The organism is Rhodoferax sp., from assembly GCF_013297935.1.
In the GTDB taxonomy this organism is placed as follows: Bacteria; Pseudomonadota; Gammaproteobacteria; order Burkholderiales; family Burkholderiaceae_C; genus Allorhodoferax.
The window spans coordinates 388749-410480 of record NZ_JAAFIX010000001.1 but is presented as its reverse complement, the minus strand read 5'-3'; the positions used below and the strand labels follow the sequence as shown (position 1 = coordinate 410480).

Sequence of the window (21732 nt, the reverse complement as noted above, 5' to 3'; positions counted from 1 at the left end):
GGGTCGTGGTGCGGGAGCCGGTCGAGGCCTTTATCGGCCTCGGTGCCAATCTGGGTGAACCTATGGCGGCACTCCGGCAGGCCTTGGCGCGCTTGGCTGAGTTACCGTACACGGAGTTGCTGGCGGCCTCCGGGCTTTACGGCAGCACGCCGGTGGACTCCAGCGGGCCGGACTACGTGAATGCTGTCGCATGGGTGCGAACCCGCTTGACGGCACCGGCGCTGCTGGAGGCTTTGCAGCACCAAGAGGCCTCCGCCGGGCGGGAGCGCCCCTACCGCAATGCGCCACGGACCCTTGACCTCGACCTACTTCTTTACGGCAGTGCCCGCATGGAGGGGCCCACGCTCACCGTGCCGCACCCGCGCATGACCGAGCGCGCCTTTGTGCTGCTGCCTCTAGCCGAGATTGCGCCCCACCGGGTGTCCGACGCTGAGCTGGCCTCCGTTCAGGGTCAGGGTATCTGGCGTTTGGCAGGGTAAGTCCTCTCTTTTCTCCATTCTGTGCACCAACGTCACATGGTTAAATTACAGAATAATTAAAGGAGATTGGAATGCAGTTCAGCCGGATGCGGTTGGCCACCAAATTGTGGTCGGCCATGGTCGTGATGGTCGTGGCTCTAGCGCTCATCATTGCTTTCACAGCACTGCAGTCCCGCAAGTCGCGGGAAGCCTACGGCGCAGTTAATGCCGCCATGGTCACCCAGATCAAGCACGCCAACCAGTTGGCAGCCTTGGAAGACGTGAACGCCACCCGCGCTTATGCGGTCGTGGTGTCGACCGACCCCGGGGTAGCCAAGGCCTTCAAAGACGAAATCAGTGCCGGCAACAGCCGCATTGAGGAACTTCAAAAAACCATTGAGGCGAGTCAGCTCACCGAGCAGGACCGCCAGCAGCTCGCCAAAATTGCCACCTTGCGAAAGGCTTTGAATGACCTGACTAGCCAGACAGCGCTGCTCAAGGTCACCAAACCCGCTGAAATGCCGGCATTTGTCGAAACCCAATACCGGCCTGCCGTGCTGGCGCTGCAAAAAGGGCATGCCGATTTTGTTGCGATGCAGGACTCCGCCAGCGAAAGCCTGCGCGAAAATTTTGAGACCGAGGGTCGCAAGCTGATTGTGTTGTCAGCCGGTGGTCTGGTGCTGCTGATCGGGGGCATTTTGATCGGGGCGGGCTTTCTGATCCGCTCCATCAAGCAACCACTGGTGCAGGCCAATGCCTTGGCTGCCCGCATTGCCGAGGGCGACCTGAGCTCCGCGGTGGATGAATCACGGGCCGATGAGTTCGGTGACCTGATGCGCTCTCTTTCCGCCATGAACCGTGCCCTGTCCCTCATGGTGTCCCAGGTGCGCCACAGCACCGACAGCATTGCCACCGCCAGCAGTGAAATTGCGACCGGTAACAACGACTTGGCGCAGCGCACGGAAGAGACGTCCAGCAACTTGGCCTCCACCGCATCCAGCATGGACAGCTTGACCCAGGCCGTGCGCCTGAGCTCTGACAACGCCCAGCAGGCCGGCACCTTGGCCGCGAACGCATCGAGTGTGGCTCAGCGGGGTGGCGAAGTCGTGACCCAGGTGGTGCGGACCATGCAGGACATCGATGCCAGCAGCAAAAAAATTGCGGACATCATTGGCGTGATCGACGGCATTGCGTTTCAGACCAACATTCTTGCCCTGAATGCGGCCGTCGAGGCAGCCCGTGCCGGAGAGCAGGGGCGGGGCTTTGCGGTGGTGGCCTCTGAAGTGCGTTCGCTAGCCGGTCGCAGCGCCGAAGCCGCTAAAGAAATCAAGGCGCTGATCGGTACCTCGGTCGACAAGGTGGAGCACGGCACCCAGTTGGTGACCACCGCCGGGGCGACCATGCAAGAGATCGTGCAGAGTGTGCGCCGCGTGGCAGACGTGATCGGTGAGATCACTGCCGCGTCCAGCGAGCAGAGTAGCGGTATTGCCGATGTGAATCACGCCATTTCCAATCTGGACCAGATGACCCAGCAGAACGCTGCCCTGGTGGAAGAGAGCGCCGCTGCCGCGGAAAGCCTGCGCGATCAGGCGGCCCAGCTGGCGCAGGCGGTGGCCGTGTTCAAGGTCGATACCCGCCACGCCCAATAAGGCGGGTTTCTCCCGGCATAAAAAAAACGCTGCCGGAGCAGCGTTTTGAGGTGGTCAGATCAGCCGGAAACGCTTAAGCGATTTCAGCAATCAACTCGATCTCAACACAGGCACCCATAGGAATCTGGGCCACACCGAAGGCGCTGCGAGCATGGGCACCCACTTGCGGTCCGAAGACCTCGCCCAAGAGTTCGCTGGCGCCATTGGTCACCAGGTGCTGCTCGGTGAAGTCGCCGGTGGAGTTGACCAGCGACATCACTTTGACAATGCGCTTGACCTTGTTCAGGTCACCCACTGCGGCGTGCAGAGTTCCCATGAGGTCGATGGCGATGGCGCGGGCAGCTGCTTTGCCTTCTTCGGTGCTGATGTTTTTTCCCAGTTGGCCCGCCCAGACGGCACCGTCTTTTTTCGCAATGTGACCACTCAGAAACACCAGATTGCCGGTTTGCACAAAAGGCACGTAGGCAGCCGCAGGAATAGAGACCGGGGGCAAGGTAATCTGGAGTGCGGTGAGTTTGTCGTAAATGCTCATGAAAGTTCTCTCTGGTTTGTGATAAAAATTGCCGTTAGCCCAATTGGTATATGCGCAAGTAGCTATAAAAATAGTAGCAATCAGATCCAAGGGAAGCGGTCAGTCGGACTGAGTTTGGGACTGTGATTGCGATTGCGACATGCCCTGACCCTGACCCTGGCTCTGCGTCTGTGTTGGGGGCGGGGCTGCAGTCGCAGGCACGTCATTATGGTCAGTGATACCGGTGTGCAGGTTGTCGGTGCGGATTTCTTCGACGGTGACGCCCACCGACAGCGTGTGCCGGGAGCCGCCATGAATCACCCCGCGCAGCGGCGACACATCACCGAAATCCCGGCCGGTGGCCACGGTCACGTAATCGGCGCCCGGAGCATGCCAACCCCAGCGGTTGTTGGTGGGGTCAAAGTCCACCCACTGCGCACCGGTAGGGAGGTCCGGCACATACACACTCACCCAGGCGTGCGACGCATCGCTACCGATCAGCTTGACTTGCCCCGGGGGCGGTTGCGTCAGCAGGTAGCCGCTGACATAGCGCGCCGGCAGGCCCATGCTGCGCCAGCAGGCCAGCATGATGTGGGCAAAGTCCTGGCACACACCTTTGCGTTGCTCCAGCGCTTGCAGAGCCGGTGTGTTGATCTGGGTGCTGTGGGTCTCGTAGGTGAAGTCGGTGTGAATCCGCTCCATCAGGTCCATAGCCACGCCGATCAAATCGGTGCCACTCGTAAAGCTCGGGCGCGCATAGCCGGAAAACTCCAGCTGGCGCGGCACAAACGGGCTCGCAAACACAAACTCAGCCGCCGCCTCATAGGCCGCGCCGGCCTGAAAGCGCAGCCGGTCCCGGAGCGTTTCCCAGGGAAGACTGCTCTGGGGCGTGTCATGTGCGCGGGTGGACACCAGGCTGCAGGCCCTGACCTGCAAAACACTGTGCGGTACTTGCAGCGAGAAAAAACAACGGTGATTGCCGAACACATCTGGGGCACTGCGTTGCTGCGCCGGCTGCGGGTTAATGACCAGGCTGTGGCTCAACACCTGCTGGCTGCCATGGGCCCGGGGTTCGAGGTACGCCACATGCTGCGCCGTTTCGACGGCAGGTTGGTAGTCGTAGCGGGTTTCGTGGGTGACTTGCAGCAGCATCAGGTCCCCACACTTTGTTTGGTTTCACCGGAGTGGGTGAAATAGGTGATGCTGATGTCTTCCGACACCGTGTAGGCGGCTTGGCACAGCGACTTCAAAAGCTCGCGCAGCGGCCCCATGACGGGTCCGTCAGCGGGGCTTTCGCACAGCGTAGCCAAGTCCCATTGGTCGGGTGCGGGCACCTGCAGGCTCATGGCACTGAGCTCATGGGCGGGGCTCTGGGCCAGCTTGGCCAAGCGCCCGCGCAGCGTGTGGGCCACCCATGCCAGGGAGCGCGGGTTATCGCGGTCCAGCACCAGCAGGTCTATGAGGGCTGCGACATCGCGGCTTTGCTGGTACTGGGCGTGGAAGGTAATGGTGCTGTCAAACAGCCCGAGCAGAGCCTCGAACCCGCCGTCAGTATCGACAGCACCGGTATCGAGTGACTGGTCCAGCGCGGTGGCCAAAAAGTTCAGGCGCTCCACATGCCGCCCGATGCTGAGCAGCCTCCAGCCATCGTCGCGAGTCATGCGGTCGGTTTGGGCCCCGGTGATCGCTGCCAAGTGGTCACTGGCGTCTTTGAGAATGCGCAAGGCTTGGTTGGGCGCATAGTCGCCTTGGGCCGCCAGCTGGGCACAGCGCTGGAAAATCTCTTCCTCGGCGCGGACGATGGTGGCCCAATGCTCCTGCGACAAGCGCTCGCGCACGGTGGCCGCGGCCATTTTCAGGGCGCGCATGTTGTAGCCGACCCCCGTGGCGCCCTCGGGCGACGCCAGGCTGGCAATGATGGAGCGCTCAAACACCCGCCGCGCCTGCACGGCCGAGGGCACGCCCGGCAGCACCAGCGTGTTGATTTGCGCCAACTGGGTGAGCCACTGCAGCAGTGGCGCACTGGACTGTTCTTCGCCACCCAAATACTCCAGCGCCAGCCGCGCTAAGCGGATGGTGTTGTCGGCCCGTTCGGTGTAGCGGCCCAGCCAGTACAGGTTTTCGGCGGCACGGCTGGTGACCAGCCGCTTGCGCTGCGCCAGCACGGCCGGTGTGAGGGTGGTGGGTAGGAGGGTGGTGGTGTCGACCTCACCCCGGGTCAAGGCCCACACGTCTGCGCTGCTGCCGCCCCGTTGCATGGATGCAATGTCGGCGCTGGTGCCCGCCACGCGGGCCAGGCCGCCGGGGAGCACCCGCCACCGGGCTTGGCCCTGGGCGTCTTTGCCATCGGACACCGCAAAAACCCGCAGCATGACCGAGCGTGCCTCCATCGTGGCCGCGTCGGTGGGGTCTGAGGGGATGCGCCAGGTCGGCATTTGTGACAGGGGCAGGTAGGCCTGCACCGTGTGCTCCTCGCTTTGGCGCACGATACGGCCGGCCAGCCGGTCCAAGGCACTTTGCTGGAGGGTGTGGCCCAGCATGGCATCGAAACTGGTGTGGATGCTGGAGCCCGGGTAGGTGGGTTTGATCGTGCGCTCGCCCAACAGCGGCAAGGCCGCCTCCATGGCGCTGCGCTCGCCGCACCACCAGGTGGGCAGAGCCGGCAGGCTCAAGCTTTCGCCCAGCAGCGCCTGCGCGATCGCGGGTAAAAAGCCCAGCAACGCGGGCGACTCCAAAAAGGCGGAGCCCGGTGTGTTGGCCACCAGCACGTTGCCTGCGCGAATGGCTTGCAGCAGTCCGGGCACACCCAAGGTGGAGTCGGGCCGGAGTTCCAGAGGGTCCAAGTACTGGTCGTCCACCCGCTTGAGCAGGCCGTGCACAGGTACCAACCCGCGCAGGGTTTTGAGGAAGAGGCGCTCGTCCCGTACGATGAGGTCACTGCCCTCCACCAGCGTCAAGCCGAGGTAACGCGCCAGATAGGCGTGCTCAAAATAGGTTTCGTTGTATGGGCCCGGGGTCAACAGTGCAATGTGGGCCTGTGCGCCGGCGGGGCTGGCGTTTTTCAGGCTGTCCATCAGTGCCCGGTAGGTGCTGGCCAGGCGCTGCACCTTGAGCGCTTGAAACGCCTGCGGGAACTGGCGCGACACAGCCAGCCGGTTCTCCAGCAAATAGCCCAAGCCGCTGGGTGCCTGGCAGCGTTGGCCCACAACCCACCAGTTGCCGTCCGGTCCGCGGGCCAGGTCAAAAGCGGCCACATGCAGGTGAACGCCGCCCACGGGTTGCACCCCGGCCATCGGGCGCAGGTAGCCGGGGTGGCCGTGTACCAAAGCGGGGGGTAAGAGGCCGCGGTGCAAGAGTTGCTGCGGCCCATAGACATCGGCCATGACCGCGTCGAGCAGCCGCATGCGTTGTTGCACCCCGGCCTCAATATGCGCCCAGTCGGGCGCATCCACAATCAAAGGAAAAAGGTCGAGCGACCAAGGGCGTTGGGGGCCTTCGGCATCGGCATACACGTTGTAGGTGACACCGTTGTCACGAATCTGTCGCTGAAGGCTGGCAATGTGCTGGTCGAGAGCCAGGTCGTTGCTTCCCTCCATATTGCTAAAGAACTGCCGCCAGACGCCCGTCAAGTGAGAGGCGCCAGCGTCAGAATCGATCGCGCCGCGCAATTCGTCGAAATGGCCCGCTTGGGCTGTGCAGGCGCGCGCGTGACTGAGCACGTCTTCAGCACTTTCGGGGCGGGGGGTGGGGCGGGATTCTTCTGCGTTTGTCACTGTGGGCAAGTATGCCAGCAAGGGCGGACTCTGGGCCTCTGCAAGCAATCACCATGCCGGTCATACTTCACGGCAATTGCAAAAACTCGGCTTTTTATGCGTAACGAATTCCATTTCTACGAACCCCGGTCAGGTCATGGGCTGGTCCATGACCCGTTTAACGCCATCGTCGGGCCCCGGCCTATCGGCTGGATATCGAGCCGCGCCCCCGACGGGGTGCTCAACCTCGCACCCTACAGTTTCTTTAATGCTTTCAACTACGTGCCGCCCATCGTCGGATTTTCCAGCATCGGCGCCAAAGACACCTTGCGCAACATTCAGGCGACCGGCGAGTTCGTGTGGAATCTGGTCACGAAAGAACTAGCGGAGGCGATGAATCAAACCTGTGCCCCCGTGGGGCCCGACGTGGACGAGTTTTCACTCGCAGGCCTCACGCCGGCGGCCTCGAACCTCGTGGCGGTTCCCAGGGTGCAAGAGAGCCCCGTCAGTTTCGAGTGCCGTTGCACCCAGATCGTTCAGTTGCAGACCGCAACAGGCGCTACGGTGCCCAGCTGGTTGATCCTGGGCGAGGTGGTCGGGGTGCACCTGGACCGGCGCTTGCTGGTGGATGGGGTCTATGACACCGCGGCTGCCGAGCACGTGTTGCGGGGGGGCGGGCCGGCGGATTATTTCAGCGTGGGGCCTGGGCAGCTTTTCAAGATGTTCAGGCCGCAATAAAAAAGCCACCGTCAACATGGTTGCGGTGGCTAGGCAGACAAGCGGTGCAGACTGCTTGTTTGGTTTGCGGCCAGTGAGCCGCAGGCTGAGGTCAGGCCTTCTTAGCGTAAGCGCTGCACCAGCCTTTGCCGGCGACTTGTTTGCCGGCAAACAGCGGGCAACCGCCGGCGGCGTCAGCGGCCTTACCTTGGTAGAGCGCGCAATTGGAGCACGCTTGGCCGGCTGCGTACTTGGGGAACTTGGCTTTGTCGACCTTGCTGGCGTCCGCTTTGTAGCCGAGGGCACCGGCTTGCGGGTCGGTTTCTGCCAACATGGGTGCAGCTGCGTGAACCTGGCTTGCCAGCAGCGCAGTGCTGCCGAGCGCGACTTGAATCATGAATTCGCGACGTTGTGTCATGGCTTGGTTTCCTAGGGTGAAAGGCATGCCCGCACGATAGCGGGGCATGTCCGGATTGTTATGAAAACCCTGCTCTCGCCACTTGATCTTGATCAATACCCGGCTAAACCACTCCAGTGTTGGCTGCAGTTTCAGCCCAAAGGCAGCGTATCGAAGGTGCTGTAACAGCTTTTGAGCCAGGTTTTGACCCGCTGGCGCTCCAGCATGCCGAGGCTGTCGTCCCCGTCTTTGCGGTGGACCGCGGCCCAGAAGCTGGCGTTTTGCCGGTCGATTTTGCGCATGCTCGCTTCGTGCAGCTGGGGCAGGGTGGTGACATGACCGCCCAGTGCAATGGCCTTTTTGAGTGCGGCAGAGTCTTCGAGCTGAGAAAAGTCGCTGCCACGGCCCTGGTTTTTCACCACGATGTAGTTCGGTCCGGCACCATAAGTGGCCACCAGACGGTCCAACAGGTCCACGGAGTCTTTGCCCGCATCGGCCACGTGCCAGAAGTTCACCGTAATGCCCATGCTGGCCATCAGTGAGACCAGGTCGGAGTCTTTGACCCAGCGGGCCAACGGTGCGGCGGTCTGGGCGGCCAGATCGACGATGACGTTGGGAGCCGGCCCTTCGACAGGCTCCTCCTCAAACACCGCGGCGATCAGGTCCAGGCCTTCGTAGGTGTCGACCACGACCGGCGAGGCAAAGTCCGCATAGAAGCGGGTGAACGAGGTGTGGGAGCGGTCGGTGTCAAACCCGGTGAAGGCCCGCCCCTTGTCAATGAAATATTGCGCGAGCACACGCGCCAGCACGGATTTGCCGACGCCGCCTTTTTCGCCGCCGATGAAGTTGATGGAGGGCATCTGTGTTTTCCTTGTTAAAGGCGCTGAGTATGCAAGTTGCATGCTAGGGCCGTGTGACGGTTTGGCCGCAGCGATGCGGCATAGGCCAGCAACACGAACTTGAACCGACCATCCAAGGACCTCAGATCCGGTTCGTGTTCTACCAGGTGGTTCTGTGCAAAGGCGACGCTGTTGCGGTCTTGGGGTTTGTAGCGGAGCATGGTGATCTTCTTGCAAAGAGAGATCGGGAAGGGCGTGCCAGCGATGGTTTTTTACAGCCTCAACGTCGAAGCCAAAGGGCGCCGAAGGCGTCCGACTTGGGCGCCCTGTTAAACCTCATGGCGCAGAAGCTGGTGCACGAATAGGTGAAATTCACTGGCTAACTCCCGGCGCCAAACCCTCATAGCCTTCCGCAACACGAGATCGTGCGGCACCCAGCAATGTCATGTAGTCCGACTGAAATGGCTCGGTCAAGGCTTTCTCAATCTGTCCCGATATTCGGGACAGTGCGATGAACTCTGCGTTGTGCTTCAACGCCAACGAGTGCACATGCTCGAAGCGCGCGAACAGCCCCTCAAGCACCAGCGCTTCATCGCGAGACAGTTCGAGAGTGACTTTGTCTTCCATGAGGTTTAACGTCGGAGGCCACCGGCAAGCAGAACGTGCCGCGTAGCGGCATCCTGCTGCTGCGTGTCCGTGTGGGCCGACCAGTTAGAAGGCAATTTTCCGCCAAGATTCCGCATCATCATGGTTTTGAGTAGGCCATTATTTGCTTGTACATGACGTAGCCATTCTGGTTAATCGGCTCAGGAAAGCATTGTGTTGAACCGTCAAGTAGGGTTCGTCTAACGATGCCACCTTTAAACGAATAAGAAGTCCATTCCGAAAGAAGCCTTCCAGTCCTTGAATCGATAATTCTGGTATGTCTGGAGTCTACTGGGCTGAGCGAGTGGATTGGCTGGGATACACCACTGTCCCATCGAACTAAAGAGTCAGCTAGGCGTACCAGTGCGAGGTGCTCTCTCCAATGCTCGGGGGGGGAGGTAAATCCAAGCCGCCACTCTCCGTCTTCGGAATAAAGTTCGTTCCCCACTGGAATTGCCCCGTGAAGTTTGATTTCACTCCTTTGGCAGAGATATGAGTACTGCCCTAAGCCTATCGCCTCATCGAAAAAAGGCATAAAGAAGATCGCCGGAACCGCAAGTGCCAATGGGAATGATTTCGAGGAGACGGCCTTCGCTAACGTCACAGACGCAGCGGCCCATAAGGCAATTACTAAGAGGGCAAGGAGACCAGCCATCGACTGCCTTCTAACGTGTTATGGAAGTGAGACCCGTCTTATGAACAAAGTCGCTTGGACCCATGATTTCCTCCGTTGGAATTTTTAAGTGCTTGATTTATATCTGATTTCGCAGATTTAAGGCCGCATGGCTCTTCATAAAAAAGGAGCTAAACCCTGCAAACCTGCTTATGAACAAGGCGGCTTGCTGATGAACACGGTTTATGCCAAATCAAGAGCGCTTTGATTTGATTGACTATTTTGCCTTTAGCTGCATTTTTGATGGCGATAACAGAACGGACAAACCCTGCAAGATGCTGGAACTGTATGCCTTCCTTGAAAGTCAGCTTCCGCCCCGCAAAGCGGCCGTTCTTCCAGAGCTGTGCCCGCCCCCGCGTGAATCAAATTGCTACATTTTCAGTAGCTGCTTGCGCATATTCCACGGGGGTTGGAGGCAGATTTGGAAAAAAACTCAGTTCCGCCGCATGTCTTTGGTAAACGGGAACTCCTTGCTGCCCGGCACATGGATGGTGGCCGGTGGCACCACCAGCGTGCCCGGGGTGTGGCCCAGTGCGCTGAAGCGGGACAGGCGGCGGCTCTCGGCCTCGTAGCTGTTGACCGGGAAGGTGTCGTAATTGCGCCCGCCGGGGTGGGCCACAAAGTACTGGCAACCGCCTAGCGAGCGCTTCATCCAGGTGTCGACAATGTCAAAGGTCAGCGGGGCATGCACGCCAATGGTGGGGTGCAGGCTGCTCGGCGGGTTCCAGGCCTTGTAGCGCACAGCGGCGACAAACTCACCCACTGTGCCGGTGCTGGTCATAGGCAGGGCCTCGCCGTTGCAGGTGACCACGTAGCGGCTCTCATTCAGCCCGGTGACGCGCACTTCCAGGCGTTCCAGGCTGGAGTCTACGTAGCGGGCGGTGCCGCCGGCGGAGCTTTCTTCGCCCATAACGTGCCAAGGCTCCAGCGCGTTGCGCAGGGTCAACTCCACGCCCATGCTCTTGACCGAGCCCACCAGCGGGAAGCGGAACTCGTAGTGCGGTGCAAACCAGCTGGTGTCGAACGCGTAGCCGGCCATGTTCATGTCGGCCATCACATCATCAAAGTCCATTTTGATGAAGGTGGGCAGCATGTAGCGGTCGTGCAGCTCGGTGCCCCAGCGGGTGACCGGCGCCTTGTACGGCGACTTCCAGAAGCGGGCCACCAGCGCACGCAGCAGGAGCTGCTGCACGCTGCTCATGTGGGGGTGAGGCGGCATCTCGAAGGCGCGCAGTTCCAGCAAGCCCAGGCGACCGGTAGACGAGTCCGGCGAGTACATCTTGTCGATGGAGAACTCGCTGCGGTGGGTGTTGCCCGTCACATCAATCAGGATGTTGCGCAGCGTGCGGTCCACCAGCCACGGCGGCATGGTCTGGCCGTAGAGCTCGCGGTTTTTGTAGATCTGCTCGATGGCGATTTCCAGCTCGTAGAGCTGGTCGTTGCGGGCTTCGTCCACACGCGGGGCCTGGCTGGTGGGGCCCACAAACATGCCGCTGAACAGGTAGCTGAGCGACGGGTGGTTGTGCCAATACAGCAGCAGGCTGGCCAGCAGCTCAGGCTTGCGCAAAAACGGGCTGTCGGCCGGCGTGGCGCCGCCCATGACAAAGTGGTTGCCACCGCCGGTGCCAGTGTGGCGGCCATCAGTCATGAACTTCTCGGCAGAGAGGCGAGATTCAAATGCCGCGTTGTACAAAAACTCGGTGTTGTAGACCAGCTCTTTCCAGTTGGTGACGGGGTGAACGTTGACCTCGATCACGCCGGGGTCCGGGGTGACTTGCAGCAACTTCAAGCGCGGGTCGCGGGGGGGCGGGTAGCCTTCCAGCACGACTTGCATTTTGAGTTCGCTGGCGGTGGCCTCAATGGCGGCTAGCAGGTCCAGGTAGTCTTCCAGGCGCTCCAGTGGCGGCATGAAGATGTACATCACGCCCGATTTGGAGCCCACCGCCTCGGCCTTGGGGCCGCTGGCGCGGCGCGGGTCGCGCACTTCCACACACAGCGCGGTGCGGGTGATCCAGTGGGCGGACTCAAAGCGGTTGGGCGCCTCGGCGTACATGGCCGGCTCCGGCTGCTTGGCGCTCTGGGCGTTGGTGGATACCGCGGTGTCGCCTGCCTTGGCCAAGCCGACGGCGCTTTGCATTTTGCGGCTGGCCTCAGGCACGGCGAGGTTGCCCGCCTTGTAGGGCAGCCCGCTGGTGGCCAGGCTACCGGTCACGGGAAGGGTGGTTTTGGCACCGACCGCATAGCGCGCAGCCAAGGCGCCGTGCGCCGGCAGGGGGCCGCGGTCCACCGTGGGGTCGCTCTCCACCAGGTAGGGGAAGTCGCCCTCGCTGACCCAAGGCAGCGAGTCCAGCGGCAGGCGCAGGCCCATGGGCGAGTCGCCGGGCATGAGGTACATGCGCTCGTCGCGGAAGAACCAGGGGCCGGTCGTCCAGCTCGGGCCGGTCAGGCGCGGGCCCGTGCCGACTTTCAGGGGCAGCACATAGCCCACCACGGAGTCGAGTTTTTGCTCGAAGACGCGGCGCAGGCGGGCGCGCTCCATTTCGTCGTCGAGCTTGCTGTTGAAGGGGTCCACATTTACCGGCAGGCGGCGCTCGCGCCACAGGTAGTACCAGGTGTCTTCATAGCCGGCCTGCACGTATTTGTCGGTCAGGCCCAGCTTGCCGGCCAGGCTGCGGATGAAGTAGCCCGCGTCTTCGGCGGTGTAGTGGGTGGGCTTGCGCTCGTCGGTGAACAGGGCCGGGTTGCTCCAGACCTTTTGTTTGTCGGCGCGCCAGTAGATGTTGAGCGCCCAGCGGGGCAGCTGCTCGCCGGGGTACCACTTGCCCTGACCGAAGTGCAGAAAGCCGCCTTGGCCGTATTCGTCGCGCAGTTTGTGCACCAGCTCGGTCGCAAAGCCACGCTTGGTGGGGCCCAGAGCGTCGGTGTTCCACTCCGCAGCGTCGCGGTCGTTCACCGCCACAAAGGTGGGCTCGCCCCCCATGGTGAGGCGCACATCGCCGGCCACGAGTTCGGCATCGACCTGGTCACCCAGGCTCATGACATCGGCCCACTGCTCGGGCGTGTAGGGTTTGGTGACGCGGGGGGACTCATACAGGCGGGTGACCTGCATGTGGTGGGCAAACTCCACCTCGGACTTGTCCACGCCGCCTTCAATCGGGGCAGCACCGCTGGGCTGCGGGGTGCAGGCCAGTGGAATGTGGCCTTCGCCCGCCAACAGGCCGCTGGTAGCGTCCAGCCCGATCCAGCCTGCGCCGGGCAAATACACCTCGCACCAGGCGTGCAGGTCGGTGAAGTCGACCTCAGTGCCGCTGGGGCCGTCGAGCGATTTCACGTCCGGCGCCAGCTGAATCAGGTAGCCCGACACAAAGCGCGCCGCCAAGCCGCAGTGGCGCAGCAGTTGCACCAGCAGCCAGCCGGAGTCGCGGCACGAGCCGCTGGCCAGCGTCAGGGTTTCTTCCGGCGTTTGCACACCGGGCTCCATGCGGATGGTGTAGCTGACCGCGTTGTGCACCAACTGGTTGATGTAGACCAGAAAGTCGATGGTGCGGCGCTCTTTCAGGTCGATAGCCTTCAGGAATTTTTCGAACTCGGGCGTTAGCGGTTCGGCCACGAGGTAGGGCGCCAGCTCTTGCCCCAGCAGCTTGTCGTACTTGAATGGAAAGTTCTCAGCCGCGGGCTCCAGGAAAAAGTCGAAGGGGTTGTACACCGCCATTTCGACCACCAGGTCAACGGTGACCTTGAACTCTTTGGTTTTTTCGGGGAACACCAGGCGGGCTTGGTAGTTGGCAAACGGGTCCTGCTGCCAGTTCACAAAGTGGGTGCTGGGCTCGACCTTGAGCGAATACGAAATGATTTTGCTGCGGCAGTGCGGGGCCGGGCGCAGGCGGATGACTTGGGGGCCGAGATTGACCAGGCGGTCGTACGAGTAGTGGGTGACGTGGTTCAGCGCTGCGTGAATGGACATGGGCCGGTCTCGGTAGGTCTCTCAGGGGACGCTGTGCAGCGGTTGCTGCACAGCCGCCATAGTAACAATCAGGTTTGACGATCTCACTAAGCAAAGTCCGCGCCAGTGCGCCGGGGTGCGGGTCCCGCAGGGCGGCGGTTAGCATGTCCGCATGTACCCGACCGCCTTGCGTCTCGCTGTCTGGCCCCGCACCGGCGCGGCCTGGGGGCTGGGCTTGTTGGCCGGCATGGCGGGGCAACTGCAGCAGCCCGCGCTGTGGTCGCCCTGGGTTTATGGTGCTTTTGTGCTTCTAGCCCTCATCTTGTATGCGCGGGTAGCTACTAAAAAGATAGCATTTCGGGGGCGCCAGGTGCTGGCAGCGGTGTCTGGCTTGGCGCTGGGCTGGGGCTTGACCGGGCTGCGGGCGCTGTTGTTTGTGAGCCAGGCGCTGGCGCCCGCGCTGGAAGGGCGCGATGTGCTGGTTACCGGTGTGGTGGTCGATCTGCCCCAGGCCACCGAGTCGGGGCTCCGGTTCCGCTTGCGGGTGGACAGCGGTGACCAGGCCGCGCTGCTGGACGGCCGCCCGGTGACACTGCCCCGGCTCATCGATGTGGGTTGGTACACCAGCGGCTTCAACGCGCAGGCCCAGCTCCCGGAGCTGCAGCGCCCGCCACCTGCCTTGCAGGCCGGGCAGCGCTGGCGCTTGACCCTGCGGCTCAAAGCGCCGCACGGCAGCATGAACCCCCACGGTTTTGACTACGAGCTTTACCTCTGGACCCAGGGGGTGCAAGCCACCGGCTATGTGCGGGCCACTGCCAGCAGCCCGGCACCGCAGCTGTTGGGCTCCACGTGGCTCGCTCCGGTGGCGCAACTGCGTGAGTGGGTGCGCGACCGGATTACGGCGCAGGTCAGCGACCCGCGCTCGGCCGGACTGCTGGCCGCCTTGGTGGTGGGGGACCAGCGCGCCATCGATCGGTCCGACTGGGATGTGTTCCGCGCCACCGGTATCAGCCATTTGGTCAGCATCTCGGGGCTGCACATCACCATGTTCGCTTGGGCGGCTACTTGGTGCGTGCGGCGTGGGTGGCGCCTGTCGGCACGCTTGTGCCAACGCTGGCCCGCACCCGAAGCCGCCTGGAGCGTGGGGCTGCTGCTGGCGGTGGCGTATGCGGTGTTTTCGGGCTGGGGCGTGCCGGCCCAGCGAACGTGTTTGATGCTGGCCCTGGTTGTGGGGCTGCGCTTGCAGGGTGCCCGCTGGCCCTGGCCCTGGGTGGCGCTGGGGGCTGCCGTGGGCGTGTTGCTGTGGGATCCGTGGGCCTTGTTGCAGCCGGGTTTCTGGCTGAGCTTTGTGGCGGTTATGCTGTTGTTTGCCGCTGAATCTGCTACAAATTCAGGAGCTGTAAGCGCAGGTAATACGCGGGCTGTAGGCACTTTTGACTCTAAATTCTCGGGCCTGGCCTCGTCGGGGCTGCGCAGCGTCTCGGCTTTGTGGCGGGAGCAGTGGGTGATTACGCTGGCCTTGGCGCCGCTGGTGCTGCTGTGGTTCGGGCAGGTCTCGCTGGTGGGCCTGTTGGCCAATGCGGTGGCGATTCCCTGGGTCACGCTGGTGGTGACCCCGCTGGGCTTGCTCGGGGTCATGTGGCCTGCTCTCTGGACGGCGGCCACCGGCGCCATCGTGCTGCTGTATGCGGCGATGGACGCACTCGCAGCACTGCCCTTTGCCAGCCTCAGCCTGCCTTTGCCCCCTGTGGTGCCGGGTATTTTGGCCACGCTGGGGGCTGCACTTCTGGTTATGCCGGTGCCCCGCGCACTGCGGGCCTTGGGGCTGGTGCCGGTGGTGGCCTTGCTGCTGTGGCGCCCGCCGGTGCCGCAGGCGGGCGAGTTCTCATTGCTCGCGGCAGACGTGGGGCAGGGCAATGCGGTGCTGGTGCAAACCACCAACCACGCCTTGCTGTTTGATGCCGGCCCGCGCTACAGCCTGGAGAGCGATGCCGGCAACCGCGTGCTGCTGCCCCTGCTCAAGGCGCTGGATGTGCAGCTCGACACCGTAGTGCTCAGCCACCGCGACACCGACCATGTGGGGGGCGCGCCCGCGGTGTTGATGATGCAGCCCCAAGCAGCCTTGCTGAGTTCGCTGGAGCCCCAGCACGCCTTGCAGCAGCTCCGCGAGTCGCGGCGCTGCGAAGCGGGCATGCACTGGCAGTGGGACGGTGTGGACTTCGAGGTACTGCACCCGCGCGCTGAAGACTACGACACGCAACCACCGCCCAAAGCCAATGCCCTGTCGTGCGTGCTTCGCATCAGCAACGGGCGGCAGACGGCGCTGCTTCCCGGCGATATCGAAGCCGCCCAGGAGCTGCGGCTGCTGGCCGACCCCGCGGTGTTGCCCCGCTTGCGGGCCGATGTGCTGCTGGTGCCGCACCATGGGAGCAAGACCTCCAGCACTGAGGCGTTTTTGCAGGCGGTGCAGCCCCGCCACGCACTGGTGCAGGCGGGCTACCGCAACCGCTATGGGCATCCGGCGGCCGGGGTGGTGGAGCGCTACGCCGGACAACGCATCAATTTGGTGATGTCGCCCCGCTGTGGTGCAGCGCAGTGGCTCTCGGTAGAGCCCCAAAATGTGGCGTGTCTTCGGGAAGACGAGCGGAAATATTGGCACCATGATGTGCCATAGTGGTGCACGGGCGCAGTGGCCCGAAGTTTGCATAAGAGGTAATCAGAGAGGTCTTTTACATGCAGAAATTCGACGAGATGTACACCCAGCTCCCTTATGAATTTTTCAGCAAGGGCAGCCAAATAAGAGACCACTACAAGATTTACGACGAATGGCTCGCTCGCCAGCCCGGCGACATGATGGCCAAACGTCGTGAAGAAGCGGAAATGATCTTTCGCCGTGTGGGCATCACCTTCGCCGTTTACGGTGAAAAAGACGAGGACGGCTCCGGCACCGAGCGCCTGATCCCGTTTGACCTGATACCCCGCATCATCCCGGCCCACGAGTGGTCCAGCATGGAAAAAGGCCTGGTGCAGCGTGTCAATGCGCTGAACCGCTTTATCCACGACATCTACCACGACCAAGAAATTCTGAAAGCCGGCGTGGTGCCTCGCGAGCAGATCGAGGGCAACGCCCAGTTCCGCCCCGAGATGGTGGGTGTGGACGTGCCGCACCAGATTTACTCCCACATCTCCGGCATCGACATCGTGCGCGCCCCGGACGCCAAGGGCAACGGCGAGTACTACGTGCTCGAAGACAACCTGCGCGTACCCAGTGGCGTGAGCTACATGCTGGAAGACCGCAAGATGATGATGCGGTTGTTCCCCGACCTGTTCAGCGCGCACCGCGTGGCGCCTGTGGCCCACTACCCTGACTTGCTGCTGGAAACCCTGCGCCAGAGCAGCCCGGCCACTACCGCCGAGCCCACCGTGGTGGTGCTCACCCCCGGCATGTACAACAGCGCTTACTTTGAGCACGCCTTCATGGCCCAGCAGATGGGGGTGGAGTTGGTCGAAGGGCAAGACCTGTTTGTCAAAGACAACTTTGTCTATATGCGCACCACCCGCGGCCCACGCCGTGTGGACGTGATCTACCGCCGGGTGGACGACGACTTTTTGGACCCCACCGTTTTCCGCCCCACGTCTACCCTGGGTTGCGCCGGTCTCATCAATGCCTACCGCGCGGGCAATGTGACCATCTGCAACGCGGTCGGCACCGGCATTGCAGACGACAAGTCCATCTACCCCTATGTGCCCAAGATGATCGAGTTCTATTTGGGCGAAAAACCCATCCTGAACAACGTGCCCACCTACATGTGCCGCAACAAGGACGACTTGGCCTACACCCTGGCCAACCTCAAAGACCTGGTGGTGAAAGAAGTGCACGGTGCCGGCGGCTACGGCATGTTGGTGGGCCCGGCCGCCACCAAGGCCGAGATTGAAGACTTCCGCAAAGCAGTGCTGGCCAACCCGGCCGGCTACATCGCCCAGCCTACCCTGAGTCTGTCGAGCTGCCCCACCTTTGTGGAGAGCGGCATTGCACCGCGCCACATTGATTTGCGCCCCTATGTGCTCTCGGGCAAAACCGTGCAAATGGTGCCCGGTGGCCTGACCCGCGTGGCCCTGAAAGAAGGTTCGCTGGTGGTGAACAGCAGCCAGGGCGGCGGCACCAAAGACACCTGGATTCTGGAAGAAGACGTGCCTGCAGCACCCCCCGCAACAGCCGCCACCCAGTCACAAACACAGTCAGCCTAAAGACGAGGAATCTTTTGTATGTTGTCACGCACCGCTGACCACCTGTTCTGGATGTCCCGCTACACCGAGCGGGCCGAAAACACCGCACGCATGCTGGATGTGAACTACCAGACATCGCTGCTCCCCCAATCCCAAGCCGTGGCCCAGCTTGGCTGGCAGGGCCTGCTGTCCATCAGCGAGCTGCTGTATTCCTACAAAGAACGGCATGGCGACATCCAGGCCCGCGAGGTCATGGACTTCATGGTCAAAGACGAGAGCAATCCGTCTTCCATCATGTCGTGCCTGAGCGCGGCCCGCGAGAACGCCCGCGCCGTGCGCGGGGCGCTGACCACCGAGGTGTGGGAAACGCAAAACACCACCTGGCTGGAGGTCAAACGCATCATCAAAAGCGGGGACTTTGAAAAAGACCCCTCGCAGTTTTTTGAGTGGGTGAAGTTCCGCTCCCACCTCTCGCGCGGGGTGACCGTGGGCACCATGCTGATGGACGAGTCCTTGCACTTCATGCGCCTGGGCACTTTCCTGGAGCGCTCAGACAACACCGCGCGTTTGGTGGATGTGAAGTTCCACGCCGTGCAGAGCGACTTTTTTGGTGCCGCCAGCGAGAAGGACCAAGAGTACGACTTCTACCACTGGAGCGCGATTTTGCGCAGCGTGTCGGCGTTCGAGATTTACCGCAAGGTCTACCGCGACGTCATCAAGCCTGAGCGCGTGGCGGAGCTGCTGATTCTCAAGTCTGATATGCCGCGCTCGTTGCATGCCAGTTTGAATGAAGTGGTCAGCAATCTGACCTTGGTCGCCAGCAACCCCGACAGCGAAACCCTGCGCCGCGCCGGCAAACTGCGCTCGGAGTTGCAATACGGTCGCATTGACGAAATTCTGGCCACCGGCCTGCACGCTTACCTGACCCAGTTCCTGGACCGGGTCAACGACCTCGGCGCGCACATCAGCCGCGAGTTTTTGGTGCCGGTGACCTGAAGCGCTGGCGACAAGCGATAGAAGAAACGGCCCGCGAGGGCCGTTTTTATTGTGGAGTCAGTCTGCCACCAACACGGGTGAGGGCGTTTTGGCGGTCGCTGAAACACGCCTTTGCCGTCAGAACTCAGCTTGTTGTCGGTGCCTGTCAGGATATTGGCATCGTCGTTACCAAAGCCAATCAACTGCCTGTCGCGCCTGCTCAGCGCATTGCCGCTACCGTTGTTAGCACGGTTGCAAGCCGTGAGGGTTTTGAAGGTGGTGTCGCCTGTCTCCATGTATTGGATGTTCAGCACACGGTCCAGCGCAAAGCTGGCATCACCCACGATGGGGGTGGGCGCAGTGATGTCGAGCTGGTTGCGCTTGGTGATGGCTTGGAGCAGGGTTGCGCGGTCGGTGTACCAGTTGTCGCTGTAGCCAGTTGTCCAGCTTGTGGCCAGGGACTTGGTGGGCAGGGTGAGGGTGAGCTTGCCGGCCAGTGCCTTCAAGATGCCGCGGGGTTCGGCGAAGAGGTCGGTGAGCCACCAGCGGCTACGCTGCTGTCGTCGCGATATTGATTCAGGACTTTGTAGCGGTTGGTGAAATCGGTGGCCTGGCCTTCAGAGAAGGCGCCCTTGGGGGATGCTTGGAGTACATCTCTAGTTTTCTTAAAGTCGCCGCTATCAGCGTACACAGCTGCTAAATTCAATTCCGCCTAGGCCGCCTGCGCAAGTTGTGCAAATTCTTTGAGTTCGGTCGTGGTCTTCATGTTCATCCTCTTGTGCTATTTCAAGATGAGTTTTACTAACTGATCGGTCGCCGATTCAGGGTAGTGCCACTGCTCTTTCGGTGCATTTGGCAAATCCTTCGGAGGACTGAGCTTTCGTTCTGGGCAACGCCATGTAGGTACAGCGTCCGGGTACCGAATGCCTGCCCACCAATGAACGATCTCCGAGTACTTGGCGTAGACCTTCCCTTGTTTTGAAAGAAGGGTCTCGGTCACAGTGCTTCGGTATGGCGTGTGAACTTCGTGAACGCTAATCTCGTACACAAGCGGGTCTAAATGTTCAATCACCCGTGCTTCCGAAACTACGAATTCCGGTTCCTTCCAAGGCGGGTGGGGCAACTTCTCGCCAGCACGAGGATTAGGGACAGATGAGTATTCGACATAGGGTTGCCCCCGCCCATCAGTGCCATCGTATTTGCCAGCAAGCGCCTCAACGGCTTGTAGGCGAGGATAAAAATCGGATTGCAGGCTTCTGCTCGCGTCTCGAAGTTGGACACCCAACAGCCGAATCCGATCCACCTTCTCCGGCTGAATCAGCACCTTGAGCCCGCCCTCTGCAGCACACATCTGCGCATGCTCGTTCTTGATGGCGTAGTAGTCCCAGCAATACCAAATGGCGGGCAGTGGCAACAAGGCCCACAACATGAAGCGCAGTTTCCACGTGTTGCACGTCCATGCAATCGCCACAAACGCCACGGGGTGCAGCGCAGCCAGCAAGTAGAAAAGTACCCAGCTCATGCTTCCGCCCTCCACTTGGAGTCTCTCATCGCTTGCGGTTTGATGCGAAACTGGCCACTAGCGCTCATGGAATATGCGCTAGCGGCTATAGTTTTTGTAGTATTCATCGTTCGTTCTTTCATAGATGTATGCATGGCATTCACTGCCATCACCGCTCCCTCAAACTCTCACTACCTATCTTCTGCACCGGAGACAGCAAGAACTCAATAATCCGCCGCTTCCCCGTCTTGATTTCGGCCGTCACATTCATCCCCGTGCCGATAGGTATCTGTTTCCCATCGATCAACATGTCCTTCTTGTTGAGCGCCAGGATGGCCGGGTAGAAGGCGCCTTTCTTCTCATCCGCTGCGATGGACATGACAGCGTCGGCCGATACGCAGTCCAGTTTGGTACTCATATCGTTCCCCGGTCCTTGAAATGAATGCACAAGATGCTTCTCTTTTGATAGCGGTCGACTTTACTTTTTTCATCTAGTAAGCGCATCCCCTATTCGGGTGAAATGAGTGTCCTGAATCTTTGCATAATGAGCACATCAAGGAGCCCGCATGCGCACTGCCGACATTGACCGCGAAATCGAAACGGCCCGGACGGAGGGGCCGCTCAAAGACATCGTTATTCAGCCTTGTCCGGCCTTGCTGTCTGATTTGCGTGTGGAGGTGAACCGCGAAGACCCCGAGCCCGCCACGATTGCCCGCATTGCCTCGCGCGATGTCGCAATGGCTGCCGCGCTCATCAAGGTGGCCAACAGCCCGATCTATGCCCGCTCCAGGCCTGCGGCTACAGTGGCCGAAGCCGTGGCGCTGCTGGGGATCTCGCAGACCGTGTCTATCCTGACCGGCTTTTTGTTGCGCGAGACGATTCGGGTCAAGTCGCCTCTGCTGGAGCATTTCTGGGAGACCTCGACCCGCCGCGCCTACGCCATGGGCTATATCGCCCGCCAGATGTATGGGGTGAACGCCGATATTGCCCACACCTGCGGCCTGTTTTGCAACGTGGGTATTCCGGTCATGCTGCAAGGTTTGAAGGGCTATGAGGCCACGCTGACCGACGCTTTGGCGCAGAGTGAAAAAACGGTGACTGAGATGGAAAATGCGGCCCACCGCACCGACCATGCGGTGGTCGGTGCCATTGTGGCCAAAACGTGGCGCCTGTCCCCCGATGTGGCCCACGCGGTGCGCCTCCACCACGACTTCACCGTCCTTAAAGATGACAACATTCCGGCCAAGGTTCGCACCCTCGTCGCAATGGCCTTGTTGGCGGAGCACTTAGTGGCTCAGCATGAGGGCGCTCCGGTGCAGCGGGAGTGGGAGCTGCACGGTACCGAGTGCTTGGCGCATCTGCATGTGAGCGAAGAAGAAATCGAGCACTGGCTCGACGCGCTGCACGAGCAGTTCATCGGCCCTGCCGGTTTTTAAGAACTCCGG

General features: G+C 61.4%; 17 protein-coding genes. 7 read left to right on the top strand and 10 right to left on the bottom strand.

Annotation, left to right across the window (positions count from 1 at the left end; translation table 11 throughout):
* Positions 1-5 precede the first annotated feature (5 nt).
* Positions 6-479, top strand: coding sequence for a 2-amino-4-hydroxy-6-hydroxymethyldihydropteridine diphosphokinase (gene folK / locus QZW03_RS01975; RefSeq protein ID WP_296507827.1), 474 nt, complete (start codon positions 6-8; stop codon positions 477-479).
* A 71-nt stretch (positions 480-550) separates the two neighbouring features.
* Complete coding sequence (locus tag QZW03_RS01970; protein ID WP_296507825.1) at positions 551-2107, top strand: methyl-accepting chemotaxis protein; 1557 nt, start codon at positions 551-553, stop codon at positions 2105-2107.
* A gap of 73 nt (positions 2108-2180) precedes the next feature.
* On the opposite strand, the gene QZW03_RS01965 is transcribed toward QZW03_RS01970, so the two are convergent.
* From QZW03_RS01965 to QZW03_RS01955, 3 genes are all read right to left on the bottom strand, one after another.
* Entirely contained in the window at positions 2181-2639 is a 459-nt protein-coding gene (locus tag QZW03_RS01965; protein ID WP_296507823.1) for a RidA family protein, read from the bottom strand.
* A 99-nt stretch (positions 2640-2738) separates the two neighbouring features.
* Positions 2739-3770: a transglutaminase family protein gene (locus QZW03_RS01960; protein ID WP_296507820.1), complete on the bottom strand. Its 1032-nt coding sequence runs from the start codon at positions 3768-3770 to the stop codon at positions 2739-2741.
* Positions 3770-6391 (bottom strand): circularly permuted type 2 ATP-grasp protein, encoded by a 2622-nt coding sequence (locus QZW03_RS01955; RefSeq protein WP_296507818.1) that lies wholly within the window; start codon positions 6389-6391, stop codon positions 3770-3772. Before QZW03_RS01955 ends, QZW03_RS01960 begins: the two co-directional genes overlap by 1 nt.
* A gap of 96 nt (positions 6392-6487) precedes the next feature.
* On the opposite strand from QZW03_RS01955, the gene QZW03_RS01950 reads away from it, so the two are divergent.
* A complete protein-coding gene (locus QZW03_RS01950) occupies positions 6488-7108 on the top strand; it encodes a flavin reductase family protein (RefSeq protein ID WP_296507817.1) in 621 nt (206 codons plus the stop codon).
* Positions 7109-7199: 91 nt separating this feature from the next.
* On the opposite strand, the gene QZW03_RS01945 is transcribed toward QZW03_RS01950, so the two are convergent.
* From QZW03_RS01945 to QZW03_RS01930, 4 genes are all read right to left on the bottom strand, one after another.
* Positions 7200-7505, bottom strand: a complete 306-nt coding sequence (locus tag QZW03_RS01945) for a high-potential iron-sulfur protein (protein ID WP_296507814.1) — start codon at positions 7503-7505, stop codon at positions 7200-7202.
* 131 nt (positions 7506-7636) lie between these two features.
* Positions 7637-8344, bottom strand: a complete 708-nt coding sequence (locus QZW03_RS01940) for a mobilization protein (protein WP_296507811.1) — start codon at positions 8342-8344, stop codon at positions 7637-7639.
* Positions 8345-8695: 351 nt separating this feature from the next.
* The gene (locus QZW03_RS01935; protein WP_296507810.1) at positions 8696-8950 is read right to left on the bottom strand and encodes a hypothetical protein; all 255 of its coding nucleotides are present in this window, start codon (positions 8948-8950) and stop codon (positions 8696-8698) included.
* Positions 8951-10074: 1124 nt separating this feature from the next.
* Positions 10075-13605 carry a transglutaminase family protein gene (locus tag QZW03_RS01930; RefSeq protein ID WP_296507808.1) on the bottom strand — a complete coding sequence of 1177 codons (3531 nt, stop codon included), beginning with the start codon at positions 13603-13605 and terminating at the stop codon, positions 10075-10077.
* Between the two features lie 151 nt (positions 13606-13756).
* Between QZW03_RS01930 and QZW03_RS01925 the strand changes: the two genes are divergently transcribed.
* The 3 genes from QZW03_RS01925 to QZW03_RS01915 are packed head-to-tail and all read left to right on the top strand — an operon-like array spanning position 13757 to position 18807.
* A complete protein-coding gene (locus QZW03_RS01925; protein WP_296507806.1) occupies positions 13757-16258 on the top strand; it encodes a DNA internalization-related competence protein ComEC/Rec2 in 2502 nt (833 codons plus the stop codon).
* Positions 16259-16317: 59 nt separating this feature from the next.
* A complete protein-coding gene (locus QZW03_RS01920) occupies positions 16318-17832 on the top strand; it encodes a circularly permuted type 2 ATP-grasp protein (protein ID WP_296507804.1) in 1515 nt (504 codons plus the stop codon).
* 18 nt (positions 17833-17850) lie between these two features.
* On the top strand, positions 17851-18807 hold the full coding sequence (locus QZW03_RS01915) for an alpha-E domain-containing protein (RefSeq protein ID WP_296507802.1): 957 nt from the start codon (positions 17851-17853) through the stop codon (positions 18805-18807).
* Here QZW03_RS01915 and QZW03_RS01910 read toward each other — a convergent pair.
* From QZW03_RS01910 to QZW03_RS01900, 3 genes are all read right to left on the bottom strand, one after another.
* The gene (locus tag QZW03_RS01910) at positions 18729-19292 is read right to left on the bottom strand and encodes a hypothetical protein (RefSeq protein WP_296507801.1); all 564 of its coding nucleotides are present in this window, start codon (positions 19290-19292) and stop codon (positions 18729-18731) included. The genes QZW03_RS01915 and QZW03_RS01910 overlap by 79 nt on opposite strands.
* Before the next feature lie 275 nt (positions 19293-19567).
* The gene (locus QZW03_RS01905) at positions 19568-20308 is read right to left on the bottom strand and encodes a hypothetical protein (protein WP_296507800.1); all 741 of its coding nucleotides are present in this window, start codon (positions 20306-20308) and stop codon (positions 19568-19570) included.
* Between the two features lie 148 nt (positions 20309-20456).
* On the bottom strand, positions 20457-20705 hold the full coding sequence (locus tag QZW03_RS01900; protein ID WP_296507798.1) for a hypothetical protein: 249 nt from the start codon (positions 20703-20705) through the stop codon (positions 20457-20459).
* Positions 20706-20853: 148 nt separating this feature from the next.
* Here QZW03_RS01900 and QZW03_RS01895 point away from each other — a divergent pair, with 148 nt between their 5' ends.
* A complete protein-coding gene (locus QZW03_RS01895) occupies positions 20854-21723 on the top strand; it encodes an HDOD domain-containing protein (RefSeq protein ID WP_296507796.1) in 870 nt (289 codons plus the stop codon).
* Positions 21724-21732: the final 9 nt, after the last annotated feature.